18 protein-coding genes are annotated in these 19,357 nt (G+C 73.0%); 8 read left to right on the top strand and 10 right to left on the bottom strand.

Annotated elements, in window-relative coordinates; genetic code table 11:
• Nucleotides 1-52: 52 nt before the first annotated feature.
• Nucleotides 53-208, bottom strand: a complete 156-nt coding sequence (locus tag AB0D94_RS32060) for a DUF6131 family protein (RefSeq protein ID WP_362059245.1) — start codon at nt 206-208, stop codon at nt 53-55.
• Nucleotides 209-376: 168 nt separating this feature from the next.
• Complete coding sequence (locus AB0D94_RS32055) at nt 377-601, bottom strand: hypothetical protein (RefSeq protein ID WP_362059242.1); 225 nt, start codon at nt 599-601, stop codon at nt 377-379.
• Between the two features lie 214 nt (nt 602-815).
• Between AB0D94_RS32055 and AB0D94_RS32050 the strand changes: the two genes are divergently transcribed.
• The gene (locus AB0D94_RS32050) at nt 816-2,321 is read left to right on the top strand and encodes a hypothetical protein (RefSeq protein WP_362059239.1); all 1,506 of its coding nucleotides are present in this window, start codon (nt 816-818) and stop codon (nt 2,319-2,321) included.
• 247 nt (nt 2,322-2,568) lie between these two features.
• Here the strand turns inward: AB0D94_RS32050 and AB0D94_RS32045 are convergent, their stop codons facing one another.
• On the bottom strand, nt 2,569-2,898 hold the full coding sequence (locus tag AB0D94_RS32045) for a deoxyxylulose-5-phosphate synthase (protein WP_362059236.1): 330 nt from the start codon (nt 2,896-2,898) through the stop codon (nt 2,569-2,571).
• Between the two features lie 307 nt (nt 2,899-3,205).
• Between AB0D94_RS32045 and AB0D94_RS32040 the strand changes: the two genes are divergently transcribed.
• A complete protein-coding gene (locus AB0D94_RS32040) occupies nt 3,206-4,309 on the top strand; it encodes a serine hydrolase domain-containing protein (RefSeq protein WP_362059254.1) in 1,104 nt (367 codons plus the stop codon).
• Between the two features lie 172 nt (nt 4,310-4,481).
• Nucleotides 4,482-5,105 (top strand): class I SAM-dependent methyltransferase, encoded by a 624-nt coding sequence (locus tag AB0D94_RS32035; protein ID WP_362059233.1) that lies wholly within the window; start codon nt 4,482-4,484, stop codon nt 5,103-5,105.
• 24 nt (nt 5,106-5,129) lie between these two features.
• Here the strand turns inward: AB0D94_RS32035 and AB0D94_RS32030 are convergent, their stop codons facing one another.
• The gene (locus AB0D94_RS32030) at nt 5,130-6,218 is read right to left on the bottom strand and encodes a glycosyltransferase family 2 protein (protein WP_362059230.1); all 1,089 of its coding nucleotides are present in this window, start codon (nt 6,216-6,218) and stop codon (nt 5,130-5,132) included.
• Nucleotides 6,219-6,874: 656 nt separating this feature from the next.
• On the opposite strand from AB0D94_RS32030, the gene AB0D94_RS32025 reads away from it, so the two are divergent.
• Complete coding sequence (locus AB0D94_RS32025) at nt 6,875-7,183, top strand: hypothetical protein (RefSeq protein ID WP_362059227.1); 309 nt, start codon at nt 6,875-6,877, stop codon at nt 7,181-7,183.
• 349 nt (nt 7,184-7,532) lie between these two features.
• On the top strand, nt 7,533-7,925 hold the full coding sequence (locus AB0D94_RS32020; protein ID WP_362059224.1) for a hypothetical protein: 393 nt from the start codon (nt 7,533-7,535) through the stop codon (nt 7,923-7,925).
• A gap of 39 nt (nt 7,926-7,964) precedes the next feature.
• Here the strand turns inward: AB0D94_RS32020 and AB0D94_RS32015 are convergent, their stop codons facing one another.
• On the bottom strand, nt 7,965-8,594 hold the full coding sequence (locus AB0D94_RS32015; protein WP_362059221.1) for a TetR/AcrR family transcriptional regulator: 630 nt from the start codon (nt 8,592-8,594) through the stop codon (nt 7,965-7,967).
• Between the two features lie 64 nt (nt 8,595-8,658).
• Between AB0D94_RS32015 and AB0D94_RS32010 the strand changes: the two genes are divergently transcribed.
• Nucleotides 8,659-10,260 carry an FAD-binding oxidoreductase gene (locus tag AB0D94_RS32010; RefSeq protein WP_362059218.1) on the top strand — a complete coding sequence of 534 codons (1,602 nt, stop codon included), beginning with the start codon at nt 8,659-8,661 and terminating at the stop codon, nt 10,258-10,260.
• Nucleotides 10,261-10,290: 30 nt separating this feature from the next.
• On the opposite strand, the gene AB0D94_RS32005 is transcribed toward AB0D94_RS32010, so the two are convergent.
• From AB0D94_RS32005 to AB0D94_RS31995, 3 genes are all read right to left on the bottom strand, one after another.
• Nucleotides 10,291-10,725 (bottom strand): hypothetical protein, encoded by a 435-nt coding sequence (locus AB0D94_RS32005; protein ID WP_362059215.1) that lies wholly within the window; start codon nt 10,723-10,725, stop codon nt 10,291-10,293.
• Nucleotides 10,726-10,827: 102 nt separating this feature from the next.
• Nucleotides 10,828-12,201 carry a kelch repeat-containing protein gene (locus AB0D94_RS32000; RefSeq protein ID WP_362059212.1) on the bottom strand — a complete coding sequence of 458 codons (1,374 nt, stop codon included), beginning with the start codon at nt 12,199-12,201 and terminating at the stop codon, nt 10,828-10,830.
• Between the two features lie 149 nt (nt 12,202-12,350).
• Entirely contained in the window at nt 12,351-13,865 is a 1,515-nt protein-coding gene (locus tag AB0D94_RS31995) for a glutamate synthase subunit beta (RefSeq protein ID WP_362059209.1), read from the bottom strand.
• A 202-nt stretch (nt 13,866-14,067) separates the two neighbouring features.
• Here AB0D94_RS31995 and AB0D94_RS31990 point away from each other — a divergent pair, with 202 nt between their 5' ends.
• Complete coding sequence (locus AB0D94_RS31990; protein ID WP_362059206.1) at nt 14,068-14,601, top strand: AAA family ATPase; 534 nt, start codon at nt 14,068-14,070, stop codon at nt 14,599-14,601.
• A gap of 44 nt (nt 14,602-14,645) precedes the next feature.
• On the opposite strand, the gene AB0D94_RS31985 is transcribed toward AB0D94_RS31990, so the two are convergent.
• Together AB0D94_RS31985 and AB0D94_RS31980 are read right to left on the bottom strand one after the other, a co-directional pair.
• Entirely contained in the window at nt 14,646-15,755 is a 1,110-nt protein-coding gene (locus AB0D94_RS31985; protein WP_362059251.1) for a serine hydrolase domain-containing protein, read from the bottom strand.
• A 238-nt stretch (nt 15,756-15,993) separates the two neighbouring features.
• The gene (locus tag AB0D94_RS31980; RefSeq protein WP_362059203.1) at nt 15,994-17,379 is read right to left on the bottom strand and encodes a serine hydrolase domain-containing protein; all 1,386 of its coding nucleotides are present in this window, start codon (nt 17,377-17,379) and stop codon (nt 15,994-15,996) included.
• Nucleotides 17,380-17,665: 286 nt separating this feature from the next.
• Here AB0D94_RS31980 and dacB point away from each other — a divergent pair, with 286 nt between their 5' ends.
• The gene (dacB, locus tag AB0D94_RS31975) at nt 17,666-19,309 is read left to right on the top strand and encodes a D-alanyl-D-alanine carboxypeptidase/D-alanyl-D-alanine-endopeptidase (protein ID WP_362059200.1); all 1,644 of its coding nucleotides are present in this window, start codon (nt 17,666-17,668) and stop codon (nt 19,307-19,309) included.
• Nucleotides 19,310-19,357: the final 48 nt, after the last annotated feature.

The raw sequence follows: 19,357 nt of genomic DNA, 5'->3' as shown, positions 1-19,357 counted from the left end.
ACCTGGATCCGCCGGGCCCCACGCCGCCGGGCTGCCGAACCGGCCCACCGGGCTACCAGTAGTGACGGCGGCCACCGACCGCGTGCCCGACGGAGCCCAGGATCCACAGCACGGCCCCGACCACGAGCAGGATGACGCCGATGGTCCACAGGATGGAGATTCCGGTCAGCAAGCCGATGAGCAGGAGGATAAGTCCGACGAAAATCATGACGCCCCTCGTTCCTACCTCAGGGATTCGGCGGAACAACGAGAACCGCCGTAGTGCCTCGAGGCGCGCCTACCCGCGATTCCCGTCGCAAAGCGCCACCACCGGCGGAGGCACCCTCGCCTCCACCGGCGCGGCGGTCGCCCTGCCCGCGGCCGGGCGGGACAGGCTTCAGTCCCCGGCCTGCCCGTCGCCGAAGATCAGGACGTGCTCCAGGACGTCCTCCAGCGGGTCGTCGATCTGCCCCGTGTTGATCAGCCCGATGCGCGGTGCGTTGTGTGAGTTGGTGGACTGCTCGTCACCGTGTGCCACCCCCACCTGGAGAACACCGGCCACCGCCACGGCGGCGCCGGCGGCCACCCATCGGCCGGCCCTTCGTACAAAGCTGCCGTTCATCGTCGACTCCTCGTTCGCTCACCCCTAGCGGCGGACAGCCGGTTCGGGCTCCGCCTGCCTACCGATCAAACGATCAAGAAGTCACGCAACGCCACCCCGGCCCTTCGGATCGACCGGATCCGAAGGGCCGGGCCGTGTGGGTGACAGGGCCCGGCCAGGGGTGCAGAATCGATCGGACCGACGTCGGGGGGCACTGATGGGCCGGGCACTTCGAGTGGGGATTCCCGTACTCCTCACGGGTTTAGCCCTGTGGTACGCGTCGTACTTCACGACGATGGTCTGGTGGGAGATACGGAAGCTGTTCGCCTGGCTGGCCCTGCCCTTGCTGGCCGCGGCGGTCGTCGTCGTCCTGTGGCTGACGGTGCGGTGGATCCGGCGTTCCGCCGGCGGCAGGTACGCGGTGGCGACCCTGGGCTGGCTCGGCGGCCTGGCCGGGCTGGCGCTGGCCGTGTCGTGGCTGGTGTACGGCGCGTACCTGCAGGACCGCGCGTACATGGGCGCCGTGGAGATCGTTGCCGAGCCGGTTCCCGGGCTGTCGGCGCGGGCGCCCTACGTGGTGGGGAAGGCGCAGGCCGCTCCGCACCTGGGCGACGTCACCGGGGAGATAGCGGACATCACCTACCTGCCCGACTCGGACCGGTTCGCCACCCTGGTCGAACGGCGCGGCTGGCTCGCCGGGTACGAGGTCGGGCTCGTGCAGGACATCCCGCTCGGCGGCAACAGCCGTGACCAGCAGCGCTGTTCGTTCGACGTGGAGAAGGCGGACGCGCGGCTCGGCGGCTGGTTCACCCACAACCTCGGCCGCAAGATCTCCGCCCAGAAGCGGTGGGTCCGCTTCGAGCCCGGGGATGCGTACGTGACCTGCTCGGGCCGCGTACCGACCGTGGTCGTTCCCCTCAAGCGCCAGACCGGGTTCCTGATCGTGACCGAACGGCCCGCCGGGGTCGCGCTCTACAACGGGCGGACCGGTGAACTCACCATCACCGACGACACCTTGACCATCCCCGGTCCCTCCTATCCCTTGAGCATCGCCGCCCGGCAGCGAGAGGCCACGGCAGCCGTCGGCAGCTTCGCGGACTGGTGGTTCGAACGGAGCGGATGGGACGAGTCGGAGGACGGGGCCAACGAGGGCAACGAGGCGGAGTTCACCCTGCGGTACCGCGACGGGGCGGGGAACAGCGCGTACGTCACGCCGCTGACCCCGCAGGGGGAGGCGAGCTCGGTGGTGGCCGTCTCGACGGTACCGACCCGCCATCGGGGCAGCGGCCTCGCCCCGTTGACCGTCCACCGGCTCAGTCCGACGTGGTCGTCGCCGAAGGCGCTCGTCGCCCTGGTCAAGGCGGAGTACCGGGACGTCTGCTGCTACAACGACGACCGGGTGTTCGAGGTCGTCCCCACGGGCGGCAGCACCTGGACGGCGACGATCGGCAGCGAGCAGAACATCCGCTACCGCGTGGAGGGGCGGGGCGTGGTGGACGGCCGGGAGGCGACCTGCCTCAAGGGCGCCGACGGAACGCTCATCCGCTGCGCGTACGCGGCGCCCGGCTCTCCGGAGGAACAGGAGCTCGCACGCAGGGAGCAGGAGAAACAGAAGAAGCCGGAGAACGGGAGCAGCCCCGGGGACGTCGGCGACCTCGGCGCGTACAGCCCCGAGCAACTGGCCGAACTCCACCGGAGGGTGTCCGAGGAGGTCCTACGCCGCCTGAAGGCCTCCGGCTGAGGTCTGAGGTCTGAGGTCTTACAGCTCCCCCGAGGGCCGGTGAGCCGGCCGGCCCTCCCGCCGGTCGGGCGGTGACAACGCCCGACCGGCTCCTTCGCCGGGGCGGGCGGTGTGCGGTCCCCCGACATGATGCTGGACCTCGCCCCGCGCACGCCTGCCTGAGCGCCTGGTGCCGTAGAAGGCTGATTCGGTGCCCCAGACCGACGGGCGGCCGGCGGCACGAGCCGCGCCAGGCCGTCTGGTCCGGTCACGGGAGGTCGCGGAGTACGAGCGCCTGGGCGAAGGGCGTGCCGGTTCGCCGCGCGTACGCCATCCGTTCGCGCACCTCATGCAGGGTGCGGGGCCTGTATCCGGGTCCGCCGCAGCAGCTCTTGTGGAAGCGCACGCCCGCGTTCAGCAGCACCGAGAGCGTCCGCCACGCCTCGGTGTCCCGCCGTCGGGGCGCGGCGAAGGCCGACCCCACGTGGACCAGCGGTTCCGCGCACCGCGGGCAGATCCGCCGCCGGCCCCTGTCGTAAGGCTGCTTGTACGAGGCCCGGCAGAGCAGGCAGACGTACGAGGTCTTCGCATGAGCCATGGGGGCAGAGTAGGCACCGCCTGACGCTGAAGTCGACGCGATAGATCGACACGGGGCAGCAACCCGGGTTGCGGCGACACCGGTGGGGCGGCGACGAGGACCGGCCTCGCACGTCGGGCGTCGGGGGGTAGCCCTACCGGGAGCTGGGCGGGTAGCAGGAGCGCCCCGGGCGGCCGCATCCGGCGAAGCTGGGACCGGCACAAACCCGCTGGTTTCCCGACGATTTCCCAGGAGTTGACTCGTGCGCGAGCAGGCGAAGCAAGAGTTCCGTCCTTCCCGGCGGCCCCGGAGCGGCCGGCGCCGGGCCGTGCCGGCGGTGGCCGCGCTGGCCGTCGGTGTCCTGGCGATGGGCGCCCTGGCGCCGTCCGCTGCATTCGCCGCCGCCAGGCCGGACAGCGTCCAGCAGGGCCTGAACGCGCTGGTGCACTCCGACGGCCTGCCCGCCGCGCTGGCGACCGTCAAGGGCCGTGAGGGCCGCAGCCGTACGTACACCGCGGGGTTGGGCGACGTCGCCACCGGCTCGAAGGTGCCCAGGGACGGTCAGGTGCGGATCGGCAGCAACACCAAGACGTTCACGGCGGTGGTCGTGCTGCAACTGGTCGGTGAAGGGAAGATCGACCTGGACGCGCCGGTCGAGACGTACCTGCCGGGTCTCGTCCGCGGGGAGGGGATCGACGGGCGCCACATCACCGTCCGTCAGCTCCTCCAGCACACCAGCGGACTTCCCGACTACGAAAGCCTCGTCGGCGAAGACATCCTTCAGCACCGGTACTTCGAACCCCGTGACCTCCTGGACCTCGCCTTCCGGCGCAAGGCCGACTTCGCCCCCGGAACGAATTGGGCGTACAGCAACACGAACTACGTGGTGGCCGGCCTGATCGTCCAGAAGGTCACCGGCCGGCCCCTCGCCGAGGAGACGGACCGGCGCGTCATCAAGCGCATCGGGCTGCGCCACACCTACTTCCCCGCCCCGGGCGACGTGACCATCCGGGAGCCCCACCCCCAGGGCTACCACCGGGATGCGGCAGGCGCGCCCCTGCGCGACGTCACGGAAATAGACCCCTCGGCGGCCTGGGCTGCAGGTCAGATGATCTCCACCAACTCCGACCTCAACCAGTTCTTCACCGCGCTCCTGGCCGGCCGCCTCCTCCCGGCGGCCCAGCTCGCCCAGATGCGCACCACGGTCCCCATCGGGGACACCGGCGCCGGCTACGGACTGGGGCTCTTGAGCAGGCCGCTGTCCTGCGGCGGTGTCTACTGGGGCCACGGCGGTGACATCTCGGGATACGAGACCCGGGGCGGGGTCACCGACGACGGCCGCGCCGCCAACATCACGGTGACCAGCATCCCGGTCGGCGGGGCGGGCACGAAACATCTGGAGAGTGTCGTGGACACGGCCCTGTGCCGCTGAACCGCCGACCGCGACGCTCAGCACGATCGGCGCGATCGGCGCGCTCCGCAGTCACGTGACCGTCGGACGGGCCTCGGGCCTCGGGAGTGTCGCGTCCGCCGTACGGCTCGACGGCCGCGCCGTCGGCGCGTGACAGCGGCGTCGGCCGGGGGCCGCGTGCTTCGATGTGGACGTGGAGAGCATCACGCAACGGCTACTGACCAAGGGCTTCGGCCGGCCCAGCGGCCTCTTCGGCCGTATCGGCGGCCGGCTCATGGCCCACGGCAACGCCGCGACCGAGCAGCATGTCGTCGCCCTCGCCGCGCCTTCCGAGGACGACGTCGTCCTGGTCATCGGCCCCGGCCCCGGCGTCGGGCTGGCGGCCGCTGCCCAGCGCTCGGCCCACGTCATCGGCATCGACCCCTCCGAGGTCATGCTCGCCATGGCCCGTCGCCGCTGCGCGTCCCCGATCGCCCGCGGCCGGGTCCGCCTCGCCCTCGGCACCGCCGAGCGCACCGGTGAACCCGACGCGTCCGTAGACGTCGTGATCTCCGTCAACAACCTCCAGCTCTGGCCCGACGTGCCCGCCGCCCTCGCCGAACTGCACCGCGTCCTGCGCCCGGGCGGCCGCATCTTCCTCTCCGCCCACGAGAAATGGCTCCCCACCGACCTGCACACCCTCGCGAACACGGTCCTCGCGGCCGGCTTCACCTCCGTGCGCACCACGACCTGGGAGCCCCCGACCCGCATGGCGTCGACGGCGATGCAGCTGAACGCCGTCCGGAACCAAGCGGGTACGGCCGCCCCCGCGCGGTAGCCCGCGCCAGCCCCGCCCCTCCGCTCAGGCCTGCGCCGGAACGGAGAGCCGCTGAACGGCGAAGCCGCGGTTGATCCGGGTCTGCCGTCGGTAGGGGTCGGGCAGGTCGGGAAGGGCGAGGAGCCGGTCGCACGCTTCGAGCGACGCCGCCAGGTCGCCCACCCAGTACGCGGTGATGGAGTACTCGAAGAGCAGCCCCCAGCGGTACACCCAGGGCCGGGTGAACAGGATGTCGTCCGGGGCCGGCCGGTCCAGGCCGGCCCGGACGACGGCATGGGCCGCGTGGTACCGGCCGAGCACCCGTAGCCGCGAGGCCAGTTCGTAGCAGGCCTCCAGGCGCTCCGGCCGGGACTCCCAGGCCCGGTCGAGCGCGTCCATGGCCGCGGGCCAGTCGGCGGGGTCTCCGCTGTCCCCGTACAGCATGCCGACCTGGAGGAGGGACTGGTACACCTCCTCGCCCCAGCCGCCCATGGCCGCGCGCCGCTCGTAGAGGCGGACGGCCTCGGCGCGGTCGCCCATGTCGCGCATCGTCTGGGCGAGGTAGAAGACCGTGCGGGTGCAGGCCGGGTCCCGTTCCATCTCGGCTCTCAGCAGGCGGGCGTCGCGTTCGTACTTGTCGTGCTTGGAGCCGCCGTCGCCGTGGTCCTCGATCGCCAGGGCGTCCAGGTGGACCGCGGTGTCGGGGCGGTCGCAGGTGATGTACTCGTGCGTGACCCCCTCGTACCGCCAGGGCAGGCTGCCCCGCACCAGCCGTTTGATCCGGTACTCGGTCTCGCCCATGTGGCGCAGCATGTACGAGTCCGCCACCAGCGGCGGCATCGGCGCGTCCTGGCGGAGGACGAGGTCGGCGTCGAGCAGGAGTAGGTAGTCGGCCCTGCCGCGGGCGTGGGCGATGTTGAGGCTCCGGTTGTGCCCGAAATCGACCCAGGGCTCCTCGTGGAGCTCGCCCGGGATCCCGTCCAGCGCGGTGCGGATCAGCTCCTGGGTCCCGTCGGTGGAACCGGTGTCCGAAATGACCCAGGTGTCGATGTGGTCCCGTACGGAGGCCAGGCAGCGCTCGATGACGGCGGACTCGTTCTTCACGATCATGCAGAGGCAGATGGTGGACTTCACGGCGGGACCTTATGGACGGTCGGTCACGGACGGGCAGCGGCACGCCGCGCGGCGGACCCGGGTGGCTGGTGCGGAGGCACCCGAGTGGGCCCGCGCGTTGGGCCGAACCGCTGACAGCGTGGGCGCGGCGCCGGGCGGGCGGCGGGTGCGGTCCTCAGGATGACTGCGGACAACCGGACTTCCCGGTGACCATCCCATCAGCTTTTCGCAAGGAGCTGCACATGCGTCCTGAGGACAGGACCAGATCCACCCTGGGTCCGCTACCCGGGCGGTCGGCCCGCTGGCTCGCCGGCGGAACCTTCGCCTCCATCGCCCTGGTTCTGGCGGGGATCACGTCCCCGGCCGTGGCAGCAGTCCCGGGGGTCCAGACGAAGGCCGCCGAGGTAGTCACGGCGGACCCGGCGGCCGGCGGCGGAGACCCCTGCAAGACCTCCGACTCCGGGTCGAAGGCGGCTCCGGCCGGATCCCACTGCCAGGGGCCGCGCGGTCCGCGGGGCTACCGGGGTCGACCTGGCCCTCCCGGACCTGAGGGACCCGAGGGACCGCAGGGCCCCCCCGGCACCCCTGGTCGCCCCGGTGCGACGGGCCCCTGCATCGACATCGACAGCTACTCGCCCTCGGCCAGCGAGTCCTACAGCGCGGCCCTCCGGAACAACGTGGCATACGCCGGCCGCGCCCCGAACCCGGGCGATCCGGTGGTCTGGCAGAACCTGTCAGGCATCACCGGCTATCCCAACAGCGCCGCCACAGGGTTCCCGTGCGGCATCTCGATCGCGGCCCAGGCCACCCGCGCCCAGGTCAAGATCCTGACCACCACCGGCCGGGTCTACCAGCTGCAGTTCGACATCACCGGGGGGAACTTCACTCCCGTCGGGGGCTGGGTCGACCAGACGCCCATGACCCCCCTGCGCGGGAGCATGTTCAAGGGCGACCTGTCGCACGCCCACACACCGGTCAAGGGTTAGCGACCCGGCTCACACGCCTCTTCCTGGACCGGTAAGAGGAGTCACGTCGTCCGAGCCCGGCCCCGCCCCCTCAGGGGGGCGGGGCCTTCCGGTTTCCGTGCGGGCACGTCCACGGCCAGGGGGGTGACCAAGCGCTTGAGGAGCCACCGGAGCCGGCGCTCCTCTCGCACCCCGGCCAGTACGAGGCTCTGAGCCGGGGGTGAGGCTTCCGCTGTGCGAGCGGGAAGGGGCAGACGATGCCGACGGGCCGTCAGGATGCTTGCGATTCCACACCACTTGCCGAATCCGCCCGGGTCCGTGACAGTGTCAAAAGGTGTGCAGCCGACACGGCAGGCCGAGGGGGTCTCGTATGTACGCGCGCCAGGAGATGGTCCGTCCGGCGACAACCGCATGGCGACGACTGGCGACGGTCGCGGCGGCCTTCACCGCGGCAGCCGCGTTCGGGATGGTCACGGCGGCGCCGGCGAGCGCCTCGGTCAAGTCCACTTGCGGCTCCTACATCTGCGTGGCCACCGCCTACCAGGGCCGCGACTTCGTGCAGGACATCACCGTCACGACCCGGGAAGGGCTGCCGGGGACGCTGCGCGCCTTCGTGGGCGATTTCCGGGACAGCAAGGCCGGGGTGTCGCGATGGCGGTTCCCCGTCAACCGCGAGTTCAGGGCGTATCCGAAGCTGGCGGTGTGCGGTGGTCTCGACCGCAGCGGCAGGGTCATCGAGAACCACTGCGTGCTCATCCCCTGACCGCCCGCCGGCTCTGCCCGCACCTGCTGCTGCCCGGGTTCAACCGGTGGGGCCCGGCGTGAGCGCGGCGGCGGCCGCGAAGAGGCGGGCGCAGCGCTGGGTCATGGCTTCCGGGGACTGGTCGGGGTGTTTGACCCACCAGCGGACGAGCGTGGCGACCAGGTCCCGCCAGACGTACTTGAGCGCGTCGGCGTCCAGCGGGTCGGTGGATCCGGCCGCGCGCAGCAGGTCCGCGGTGCCGCCGGCCGCCAGCCGGTCGATGGCCGACCAGTAGTCCGCGGCCCGGCGTGCGGCCTCGCCGTCGGGCGGCAGGGTGGTGTCGTAGAGCACGAACCAGGCCTCCCGCTGTCCCTCCAGGGCGGTGAAGATGCCGTGGAGTACGCGCAGCGGCGTGTGCGGCGCGGTCCCGTCCGGACCCATCGCCGTACGGACGGCGTCCAGGAGCCGGTCCCCGACGGGGACCAGGCAGGCGACGTAGAGGTCCTCCTTGGTGCCGAAGTACTGGTGCAGCAGCGTCTTGGTGACGCCGACCCGCGCGGCGATCGCGGCGAGCGAGGCCGCCGCGTAGCCGCGGGTGCCGAACTCCTCCGTGGCGGCGTCCAGGATCTGCTGCTGGCGGTGCTGCCGCGGGACTCCCTTGGTACCGGCTTTCGAACGCGGGGTTGCCATGGGCAGATATTATCAGTAAGTAATTTACCGCTAGGTAAATTCCTGCGGCCCCTGGAGCACGCCCATGTCCGGCACGAAGACCCGACCGGCTTCCCGCACCCGTTCCTGGTGGGGGTGGGGCTGGGCGGACGCACATCCCGACGACGCCGAGTGCACCGCGATGGGCGCCCTGCTCCCCGGCACCCTGGCCCGCCCGCTCCCCGTTCCGCGCGTGCGCGACCTGCGCATCGCGAGACCCGCCGTCGAGCCCCCCGCGAGCCTCGCCCACCTGGTCGACACCGATCCCGGGCAGCGGGCCGCCCACGCCATGGGCAAGGCGTACCGGGACGTCGTACGCGCCCTGCGCGGGCGGCCCGGCCGCATCCCCGACCTCGTGGCGCGCCCGAGGGACGAACGGGACGTGGCCGCCCTGCTGGACTGGGCCGGTGACCGGCAGGTCGCCGTCGTCCCGTACGGCGGCGGCTCCTCGGTCACCGGCGGCGTCGAATACCGCGGCGACGCCCACCGGGCGGTGCTCTCGCTCGATCTGACCGCCATGGACCGCGTCCTGGAGGTCGATGCGGAAGGCCGGGCCGCACGCATCCAGGCAGGCACCCTCGGGCCGGCCCTGGAGGACCAGCTACGGCCCCACGGCCTGACCCTGCGGCACTTCCCGCAGAGCTTCGAGTTCTCCACCCTGGGCGGCTGGCTCGCCACCCGGGCCGGCGGGCACTACGCCACCGGCCGCACGCACATCGACGACTTCGTCCAGTCGATGCGCGTCGTCAGCCCGGCCGGCACCAGTGCCTCGTGGCGGCTGCCCGCATCGGGCGCGGGCCCCTCCCCCGACCGGCTCTTCCTCGGCTCCGAAGGGGCGCTCGGCGTCATCACCGAGGCGTGGGTCCGGCTGCAGGAACGCCCCACCCACAAGGCGTCCGCGTCCCTTGCCTTCGCCGACTTCCAGGCGGCGCTGCGGGCGGTGCGCGCCATCGCACAGTCCGACCTCCTGCCCGCCAACTGCCGTCTGCTGGACGCCGGCGAGGCCGCACTGTCGGGCGCCGCGCACGACGGCTCCGCCGTACTCGTCCTGGGATTCGAGTCGGCGGACGGACCGGTCTCCACCCGGCTCGAACAGGCCGTCGGCCTGGCCCGCTCGCACGGCGGCCGGCGCGGCACGGATCCGGCCGGGGACGGCGCCCCGGCCGACGCCGCCGTGAGCGCCTGGCGCTCGGCCTTCCTGCGGATGCCCTATCTCCGCGACGGTCTGGCCAGGATGGGCGCCGTCGCGGAGACCTTCGAGACGGCGGCCACCTGGGACCGGATCCCCGGCCTGATCGAAGCGGTGCGCGACGAGGTCGGCGCGGCGGCGGTCAAGGCCTCCGGGCACCCGGCGACCGTCAACTGCCGCCTCACCCATGTGTATCCCGACGGAGCGGCCCCGTACTTCACCGTCCTCGCCGCCGGCCGCCCCGGCGACGAGGTCGCCTTCTGGGACGACCTCAAGGCCGTGGCGAGCGAGGTCCTGCACCGCCACCGGGCCACCATCACCCATCACCACGCCGTCGGCCGGGACCACCGGCCGGCCTACGACCGCCAGCGGCCCGACCCCTTCGCCCTCGCGCTGCGCGCGGCGAAGGGCGCGCTCGACCCGCGGGGCATCCTCAATCCCGGGGTGCTCGTCGACTGAACGCAACGGCGCCGGCAGGCGGCCCCGGCGTCAGATCTGCCGGCCCAGCAGGTCCGCGACCTGCTGGGCCGTCTTCTCTCCCGCGCGCTGCTTGATCAGCCCCTCCTTCGCCGCGCCCCGTACGGACACCGCGGTGCCCTGCTGGCCGGCAGCGGCCAGGGTCACCGTGACCAGGACCGGGTTCATGTTCCCGAACCCGCCGCCGACCAGGGCCCTGACGACGCGTCGCCCGTCCGGGTCCGCACCGCTGCCGGCCTCCAGGAGGTTCCCGAGCCGGGCCAGGAGGCCGGCCACGTGGTCCGCGGCCGCGTCTACGGACACGGGCAGCGTCAGTGGGATCTCGTGCACGTTCTTCCTCAGGCGCTTCGCCGTGAAGGTGGCGCCGAGGCGGCCGCCGCTCCCTCCGCCGATCGCACCCACCGCGCCGAGCGCGTCCGCCAGAATCCGGTCTTCGTCATCCGTCACAGCGGCAGGGTAGCCCTGCTCCCAGTTCGTGTCGCCGCAACCACCCCCGCACCCGCCGCTGCCGTGGTGGACGCCGGGACAACGGCCCGGCCTTGTCCGCCGCTATCCGCGGCCCGATGCCGCGCCGGGCGCCGGGGTGTCGAACGGCGAGCCTTCATCGGGGTCGGCCGACGGGTCCTCCGAAGGCGCAGGCTTCGGGGTCGGCTTCGGCGCAGGCTTGGGATCGGGCTTCGGCGCGGGCGCGGGCTTCTGGTCCGGCCGCTGCTGCGGCATCTGCTCGGGCCTCTGCTCCGGCTCCGGCCTCTGCTCCGGCCTCTGCTCCGGCTCCGGCCTGGGCGCGGGCCTGCCGTGGGCGCCTTCGATCGCGAAGGCCTCGACCGCCGACGTGAGGGACTCGGCGCCGTTGGGTGAGCCGCCGAAGGCGTACACGCAGGTGTTCCTGGTGTTCCTGGGGCAGGGCGCCGTGGCCGAGGCCAGCCCCCGGTGCGGTGTGGGCAGTGAAGGCAGGGTCACCCATACGTTGCTGACCGGGGTGTACGCCTCCACCTTGGTCTCCGCTCCGGGGCTGCCGCCCCCTCCGACGGCGTACACGCAGCCGTCGCTCATCCCCTCGGGGCAAGGCGCTGTGGCGGCGCCCAGCTGGGTGCGGGCGGCGGGCAGGTCAGGGGCGAACTGCCAGGCGTCGAGGAGGGGGCTGTACACCTCCACGGAGTCGAGGCTGCCTCCGGCCGCCGTGCCGCCGACGGCGTACACGCAGTTGCCGCGGAGACCGAGGTCCCCCGGGCAGGGCGCGGCGGCTCCGCCGTGACTGTGCCGCCCGGTCTGCAGGTCCTTGAGCGTGGCCCAGGTGTTGGTGGCCGGGCTGTACGCCTCCACCGAGGTGAGGCCGGACGGGACGTCCTCGTTGGAGCCGCCGAAGACGTAGACGCAGGTCCCTCGGAGCGGCAGGCCTCCAGGGCAGGGGGCCGTGGCCGCCGCCGCGTTCGTGCGCCGGGTCTGCACGGGGGGCAGACTCAGCCAGACGTTGGCCGCCGTGCTGTACGCCTCCGCGGTGTTCAGGGCAGGCCCTCCCTGCTCGTTGCCGCCGAGGACGTACACGCAGTCGCCCTCCACCCCGCCGGGGCAGGGCGCCGTCGTCGACGCGACGCCCCTTCGGGGGGTCTTCAGCGGCGCCAGCGTGGCCCAGGTGCCGGAGGAGGGGCTGTACACCTCGTTCCTGTCGCCGTCGACGGCGCCGCCGATCGCGTACACGCAGGTACCGATCAGCCCCTCAGGGCAGTCCGCCGCCGCGCCGTCGAGGTTGAAGCGCGGTGTCGGAAGGTTCGGGACGGTGACCCACACCCCTTGCGCGGTGGCCGTGGCCGCCGACAGGGCCAGCAGCGGGGCGGCGGCCAGGACGGCGAGCCGTCGTCGGAGGGGGTGCCAGGACCGGCCGGGCGGAGAGGATTCTCGGTCGCTTCGCGGAACGCGCCTCATGCGTATACCTGTCTGCGTGGGGGAACAGGGGCATTGCGAAGTTACCCATGGTCAGCGGCGTGTCGCTCACTGTGGCGGCCGAATGCCTGAACAGGCCCCGTGCCGGCGCGTACGGAGCCGTGCCCGGGCCGCGTGGACACGGAGTACGGTCACTGGCCCCCGTAGCGCAGGCGCCCCAAAGCCGTCATCGGCTGATCGTGGGCGGCGACGGGAGCCGGCAGGCACGTCGAGCCGGTCAGGTAGCGGTCCACGGCGGCGGCGGCCGCCCGGCCCTCGGCTATGGCCCACACCACCAGCGACTGCCCCCGGCCCGCGTCGCCCGCGACGAACACGCCCGGCGCCCGCCCGCCGCCCGCCGCGAAGCCCGCGTCCCGCGCGAGGTTGCCGCGCTCGTCGAGCTCCAGCCCCAACTGTTCGCGCAGGCCGCCCGCCCGCTCGGGGCCCGAGAAGCCGAGGGCCAGCAGGACCAGCCCGGCCGGAAGCACCCGCTCGGTGCCGGCCAGCGGGCCGCGGGCCACCGGCTCGACGGCGGTCAGGCGCAGCGCCCGCACCCGGCCCGCGTCGTCCCCCTCGAAGTGCAGGGTGGCGCAGGAGAACAGCCGGGGGTCGCGGCCCTCGCGGCCGCGGGCCTCCTCGTGGGCGTGGGAGATCCGGTACACCCTCGGGTACACCGGCCAGGGCTCGCCCTCCGTCCGACCCGGGCCCGGCTCCGGATTGATGTCGAGCTGGACCACGGAGAGCGCGCCCTGCCGCAGGGCCGTCCCGAGGCAGTCGGAGCCGGTGTCGCCGCCGCCGACGATGACCACGTGTCTGCCCGCGGCGGTGACGGGCGACTCGGCGTAGTCGCCCTCCTGCACCCGGTTTGCGCAGGTCAGGTACTCCATGGCCTGGTGGACGCCGTGCAGCGCGCGGCCTGGCACCGGCAGCTCCCGGCGTTCGCCGGCCCCGATCGCGACGACGACGGCGTCGCACCGGCCGCGCAGCTCGGCGGCGTCGGTGCCGGGTGCGCCGCCGACGTCCGCGCCCGTGACGAACTCGGTGCCCTCGGCCCGCATCTGCTCGATCCGGCGGTCCAGGTGCGCCTTCTCCATCTTGAACTCGGGGATGCCGTAGCGCAGCAGCCCGCCGATGCGGTCGGCCCGCTCGTGGACCGTGACGTGGTGCCCGGCCCGGCTCAGTTGTTGCGCCGCGGCCAGTCCGGCCGGTCCGGAGCCTATGACGGCCACGGTCTTGCCGCTGGGCCGCTCCGGGGGCCTCGGGGTCATGTAGCCGCGCCGCAGGCCCTCGTCGGCGATCGTCTGCTCGACGTTCTTGATGGTCACCGGGTCGGCGTTGATCGTGAGGACGCAGGCGTCCTCGCAGGGGGCCGGGCAGAGCCGGCCGGTGGCCTCCGGGAAGTTGTCGGTCGCGTGCAGCCGCTCGTACGCGGCGCGCCAGTCGCCGTGCGCGGCGTACGCGTTCCACTCGGGTATGAGGTTTCCCAGGGGACAGCCGTTGTGGCAGAAGGGGATGCCGCAGTCCATGCAGCGGTCGGCCTGCCGGGAGACCAGCGGCAGCAGCGCGCGGTCCGCGTGGACCTCGCGCCAGTCCCCGAGCCTTTCCTCGACGGGACGGGCCGGGACGGCCTCGCGGGGGATCCTGAGGAAGCCGAACGGGTCGGTCACGCGCCACCTCCCTGGATCGTTCCCGGCGGCGGGGCCGCACGGCACGCACGGGACCTCCGGTACGCGCGTTCTGCGGCGGTTCGACCAGGTTACGCCCCGTCTGCACGGCAGCCCTACGGGGCGAGCTCCGGTGACCGGACGAGCGCACAAGGTCACGACCGGCCCCTGGGCGGCGGCCCGGGCGGGTAGCGTTGCGCGGGTGATGGTGGGCACCCCGGACACCCGGCTCGTCGTACTGCGCGGGAACAGCGCCTCGGGCAAGTCGTCGGTCGCGGCCGGCATCCGCGAACGGTTCGGGCGGGGCCTGGCCCTGGTGGGCCAGGACAACCTGCGCCGTGTGGTCCTGCGCGAACGCGACCGGCCGGACGGCGCGAACATCGGCCTGATCGACACCGTCGCGCGTTACGCCCTCGACGCCGGCTACCACGTCGTCGTCGAGGGCATCCTCTACGCCGACCACTACGGCCGCATGCTCGCGCGGCTGCGGGCCGACCACCGCGGCCCGACGCACGGCTACTACCTGGACGTTCCCTTCGAGGTGACGCTCGCCCGGCACGCGACCAAACCGATCGCGGACGACGTCTCCGCGAGCGAACTGTGCTCCTGGTACCGGCCGCTCGACCTGCTGCCCGGCGGGGTCGAGACGGTCATCGGCGCCGCGAGCGCCCTCGACGAAACCGTCGGGCGCATCCTGCACGACACCGGTCTGGCCGGCCTGCCCGCGCGGGAGCACTGACGGCGCGTGCGTGCGGCCTGCGCGGGCCGCACGGCCCGCCGAGGTCAGCTGCGCAGCAGGGCGCAGACGAAGTCCTCCTGGACGTCGCGCACTTGGGCGAGCAGGTCGGGGTTGACGCCCAGCGCCGTCTGCGTGGTGATCGAGAAGGTCAGCGAGCGCCGGCCGTCCTCCGTGGCCGCCACCAGCTGCGTGTAGCCGGCCGTGTTGCCGGTGTGGCCGTAAACCGCTCCACAGCGCGTGGTGTAGCGGTAGATGGCCAGGCCCGCCGCCGTGCGGCCGGGGCCCGGCGGCTGGGACAGGGCGTCGGGAATGAACCTGAACTGCTGCTCGCGGGTGCGGTCCGAGACGAGCGCGCCGCCCGCGTAGCCCCGGATGAAGGCGGTCAGGTCCTTCGGCGTCGAGACGATGCCCCCTGCCGCCCAGGCCCCCGAGGCGCTCACGGCCTCGCTGACGTCGACGGGCCCGGCCTGCGGATCGATCTGGTAGCCGTGGAGGAAGGGTTCGGGCAGCCGGTACCCCTGGGGCAGGCTCGTGGCGTCCAGGCCCAGCGGCGCGTAGACCAGCTCGCGCAGCAGGTCCTCGTACCGGCGCCCGGTGGCGGCCTCGGCCATCAGGGCGACGGCGATGTTGTCGGAGTTGGAGTACTGGTAGCGCAGGCCGGGGCTGAATTCGAGGTCCTCGTCGGCCACGAACTCCAGCAGGCGCCGCGAGTCGAAGCGGTGCCGGGGATCCGCGGAGATGATCTCGACGAACCCCGGGGACGCCGAGTAGTCGGGCAGTCCGCTGGTGTGGTTGAGCAGTTGACGCAGTGTCACCCCGTGCCAGGCCGTCGGCTGGCCGGGCAGCACCTCGCCGATGGTGTCGTCCAGGCGGAGCCGGCCGCGGTCGACGAGCCGCAGGGCCACCGCTCCGCTGAAGGCCTTGGCGACGCTGGCGATCCGCATGTGGTCGGTCGCCCTCGGCGGACGGCCGCTCTCCACGTCGGCCACGCCCGCCCGGTAGACCTCCGTACGGTCGCCGTCGCGCAGGACGGCGATGACTCCGGGGGGACCGCCGGGGGTCTCCACCAGGTCCCGCAACTCCTGCTGGAGGGCGGCCCCGCGCGGCGGGTTGCGGTCTCCCCCGGCCTGCGCGGGCTGCACCGCCGCGCCCAGCACGACGCCGCACACGGCGGTGGCGGCGGCCAGGCGCAGCGACGGGCGGGTCCGGCGGGCGTGGCCGTACGGGCGTGGGGACACGGAGGTACCTCCCGGGGGACGACGGAGCGCGGTGGCCCACGATGGCAGGAGGCGTACCGATGCCGACGGCGACACGGCCGCGCACCGGCCGGGCATGGCCCTTCCAGCCCTACGGGGTGTCCTGCCGATCAGGCCGGGCCCTGAGCGGGCCGGCCTATCCGGTGCCGGTGGGGAGGTCGAGGCCGGCGTAGACCTGGTTCAGGACGGTGGGCAGCAAGGCCTGGGCCGTGGTCCGGCCGTCGGGCGACAGGGTCAGGTTCGTCCAGATCACGAGCGTGACGTCGTTGTCCGGGTCGTGGCCGATGAAGGAATTGAAGCCGGGGAGTTCACCGCCGTGGTAGTACATCGACGCGTTCGGCCCGAAGCGCTGGTAGGCGATCCCGTACCCGTACTTCTGCCCGTCGGGCGCGGCCGGGTCCTCGGCCTGCGGGCTGTCGAGCCACTGCCGCTGGAACGCGGTGTCCAGGACCTTGCCCGTCACCAGGGCCTCGATCCAGGTGGCCAGGTCGTCCGCGGTGGAGACGGCGGCTCCGGCGGCGCCGGCGTAGGAGGGGTTCTGGTGGGTGTAGTCCACGGGCCGGAGCTTTCCGGACCGTGCTTCCGCCTGCATGTCGGCGGGGTACGGCTGGTCGGCCAGCGCGTAGGCCGAGCCGCCGTACATGTAGCCGTGCGCGTAGGGGGCGGGGAGGGACGTGTCGGCGGCGGCGGGCAGCGCCGTGCCCTTCAGTCGGAGCGGGGCGAACAGCCGGTCCTGGAACTGCTGGGCCAGGGGGTGTCCGCCCGCCTTCTCGGCGATGAGGCCAAGGAGCACGTAATTGGTGTTGCTGTACTCGTAGGACGCCTCGGGCGCGAAGTTCGGCGGGCGCTCGAACGCGATGTCCAGCATCTCCTGCGGCGTCCGGGCCTTCCCCGGGTCGGAGTCCATGGACGCCGCGAGTTCTGGCGCGTTGGTGAAGTTGTAGAGCCCGCTGCGCATCTTCAGCAGTTGGGCGACGGTGATGTGCTCGCCGTCGGGCACTGAGGCGACGTAGGCGGAGACCGGGTCGCTCAGGCGGAGTTCGCCGTCCTGGGCGAGGAGGGTGATCAGCGCCGCGGTCATGGTCTTGGTGTTGGAGGCGATCCTGAAGTGGTCGCCGGTGGTGGGCGGTTGGGCAGCGCCCAGCTCGGTCGTGCCGGTGAGTGCCCGGAAGGTTCCCTGCGGGGTGCGGAGCAGGACCACCGCGCCGGGCACCATGAGCTTCTTCGCCTCACGCTCCACGACGGCCTGCAAGGCGGCCGGATCGATGGGATTCAGCGCCGAGGGCGCGGGGGCGGAGAAGGTGGAGGGGACGGAGGGGGCGGTTGCCGTCGCCGAGGGCGGGGCCGAGCCATCGGCGAGCACCGCGGCGCTCGCCCCGGGGGGCAGGAGGCAGCCCGCGATCAGCAGGGCCGCGCACGGTGCGAGCAGAGCCGTCCGGCGGCCGGTGCGCGAGGTCCCGGGGCGGGCGCCTCCGCGCCTTTGCGCGTGGTTCGGGGCGCCGTCAGAGCGGGAGTTCCTCATGCCGACATCACAGCCCTCGTGCTCGGCGGTCCAGTACCGCGGCCGGGGGCGACGCAGCAGGGCCAAGGGGGCCAAAGCTGAACAATTCAGCCCATTTTATCAGCCACGGTGCACGAGGCGCGGACGGGACCGGTCCCCCGACGTCCGCACCGCTCGGAAGGGCGCGGACCGCGGGCTTCCACCCGGGGGCGGCCACGGCACAGCGGGTGACATGCACCCCGAATCCAGCCGTGCCACGCTGTTCACAGGCCTCGGGAGTAGACAGCCGCGACGAACGGAGCGCGCTGTGAGCAGTCCGAACCACTCCGCATCGGTGCGCCGCGGTACGGCCGCCGTCTGCGCCGCGCTGCTGTTCGTGACGCTGGCCTCGGGTACCGCGGCCGCCGCCGCTCCGTCTCCCTCGCCGGCTCCGTCCCCGTCTCCCTCGCCTTCGGGTGCGGGCGAGCCGGGCCGGCTCGACCCGCGCATCACGGAGATCATGCAGAAGCCGGAGTACCGCAATGCCCAGTGGGGCCTGCTGCAGACCGAGCCGGACGGCGGACCCGTGGTGCACAGCCTGTTCCCCGGGCAGTTCTTCATCCCCGGGTCCACCGCCAAACTGATCAGCGTCTCGGGCCCGTGGCACACCCTCGGCTCGGACCACCGCTTCGTGACCCCGGTCTACGCGGTCGGCGAGCGGAGCGGCGGCACGCTGACCGGCGATCTCGACCTCGTCGCCCAGGGCGACCTCACCATGGGTGGCCGGACGCGCCCCGACGGCACGGTCGCGTACACCGATCTCGACCACACCTACGCCAACGACTTCACCGGCGCGACCCTCACCCCGGAGAACCCCCTCGCCGGGATCGACCAACTCGCCCGGCAGGTGCGCGCCTCCGGCATCACCCGCGTCGACGGCGACGTGGTCGTCGACAGCCGGCTCTTCCTTCCCGATCCGGTGCTCGACCCCACCCCGACGCCCCTGATCATCAACGACAACCTGATCGACCTGGAGACCATCCCCGGTGACCGGCCCGGCGCGGCCGCCCGGCTGGAGTGGCGGCCGAAGGTCGCTCCGTACCAGGTCACCTCCACGGTGAAGACCGTGGCGGCCGGGGAGCCGGCCGCGGTCACCGTCACGGCCACCGACGGCGGCACGCGGATCCGGCTGTCCGGAACGATCGCGGCGGACGCCGAGCCGCTGCTGCGCACCTCCCCGGTCACCGACCCGGCCGCCTTCGGCCGCGCCGCGCTGATCGAGGCCCTGCGACGGGCCGGGGTGCAGGTCACCGCCGACCCGACGGGCCCCAACCCGATCGCCCGGCTGCCGCGCGACTACGCGGGCCGGCCGCGGGTGGCCGCGTACACCTCCCCGCCGTACGCCCAGTACGCCAAGCTGATCCTCAAGGTCAGCCACAACCTGGGCGCCAACCTCGGCATCTGTCTGCTGGCCGTGACGGCCGGCAGCAACCAGTGCGCGGACGGCTTCCCGGTACTCGCCGACTTCCTGGACCGGGCGGGCGTCGACCGCGAGCAGGCCCAGCTCATGGACGGCCGGGGCGGCAACCCCGCCGACCGGGCGACGCCCCAGGTGCTCGTGCAAATGCTGACGTACTGGCAGCGCACCCCTGACGCGCGGCTCTTCCGGGAGGCCCTGCCCATCCTCGGCGTCGACGGTCTGCTGGCCGAGAACTGCCGTGGCTGCCCGGCGCGCGGGAAGGTGTTCGGCAAGACCGGCGCGGCCGTCGGCGGGGACGCCCTCAACGACCGTCTGGCCGTGGGCGCCATCACGATCGCCGGCTACCTGGACAAGGGCGGCGGTCGCTTCGACCCCTTCTACGCCGGCGTCAACGGCGCCTCCACGCCGAGCGCCGATCCCGCCGAAGTACTGCCCATCGCCAACGATCTCGCCATGATCGCCGCCTACCTCCAGGAATCGCCCCCGCCGTGATCCACGGGCGCCCCGCCGGGGCCGTCGCCGCCGCCCGTTCTGCCACGA

Origin of the sequence: Streptomyces sp. NPDC048255 (assembly GCF_040652415.1) — a bacterium.
GTDB lineage: Bacteria > Actinomycetota > Actinomycetes > Streptomycetales > Streptomycetaceae > Streptomyces.
The sequence above is the reverse complement of the archived record's forward strand: the minus strand, read 5'-3'. Positions and strand labels throughout refer to the sequence as shown.

Bases quoted from the DNA above. Each gene is read 5' to 3' on its own strand.
- AB0D94_RS32045 (WP_362059236.1), bottom strand. From the start codon at position 2,898: ATGGCTCATGCGAAGACCTCGTACGTCTGCCTGCTCTGCCGGGCCTCG.
- AB0D94_RS32060 (WP_362059245.1), bottom strand. From the start codon at position 208: ATGATTTTCGTCGGACTTATCCTCCTGCTCATCGGCTTGCTGACCGGA.
- AB0D94_RS32055 (WP_362059242.1), bottom strand. From the start codon at position 601: ATGAACGGCAGCTTTGTACGAAGGGCCGGCCGATGGGTGGCCGCCGGC.
- AB0D94_RS32010 (WP_362059218.1), top strand. From the start codon at position 8,659: ATGTCCGGCACGAAGACCCGACCGGCTTCCCGCACCCGTTCCTGGTGG.
- AB0D94_RS31990 (WP_362059206.1), top strand. From the start codon at position 14,068: ATGGTGGGCACCCCGGACACCCGGCTCGTCGTACTGCGCGGGAACAGC.
- AB0D94_RS32000 (WP_362059212.1), bottom strand. From the start codon at position 12,201: ATGAGGCGCGTTCCGCGAAGCGACCGAGAATCCTCTCCGCCCGGCCGG.
- AB0D94_RS32020 (WP_362059224.1), top strand. From the start codon at position 7,533: ATGTACGCGCGCCAGGAGATGGTCCGTCCGGCGACAACCGCATGGCGA.
- AB0D94_RS32015 (WP_362059221.1), bottom strand. From the start codon at position 8,594: ATGGCAACCCCGCGTTCGAAAGCCGGTACCAAGGGAGTCCCGCGGCAG.
- AB0D94_RS31980 (WP_362059203.1), bottom strand. From the start codon at position 17,379: ATGAGGAACTCCCGCTCTGACGGCGCCCCGAACCACGCGCAAAGGCGC.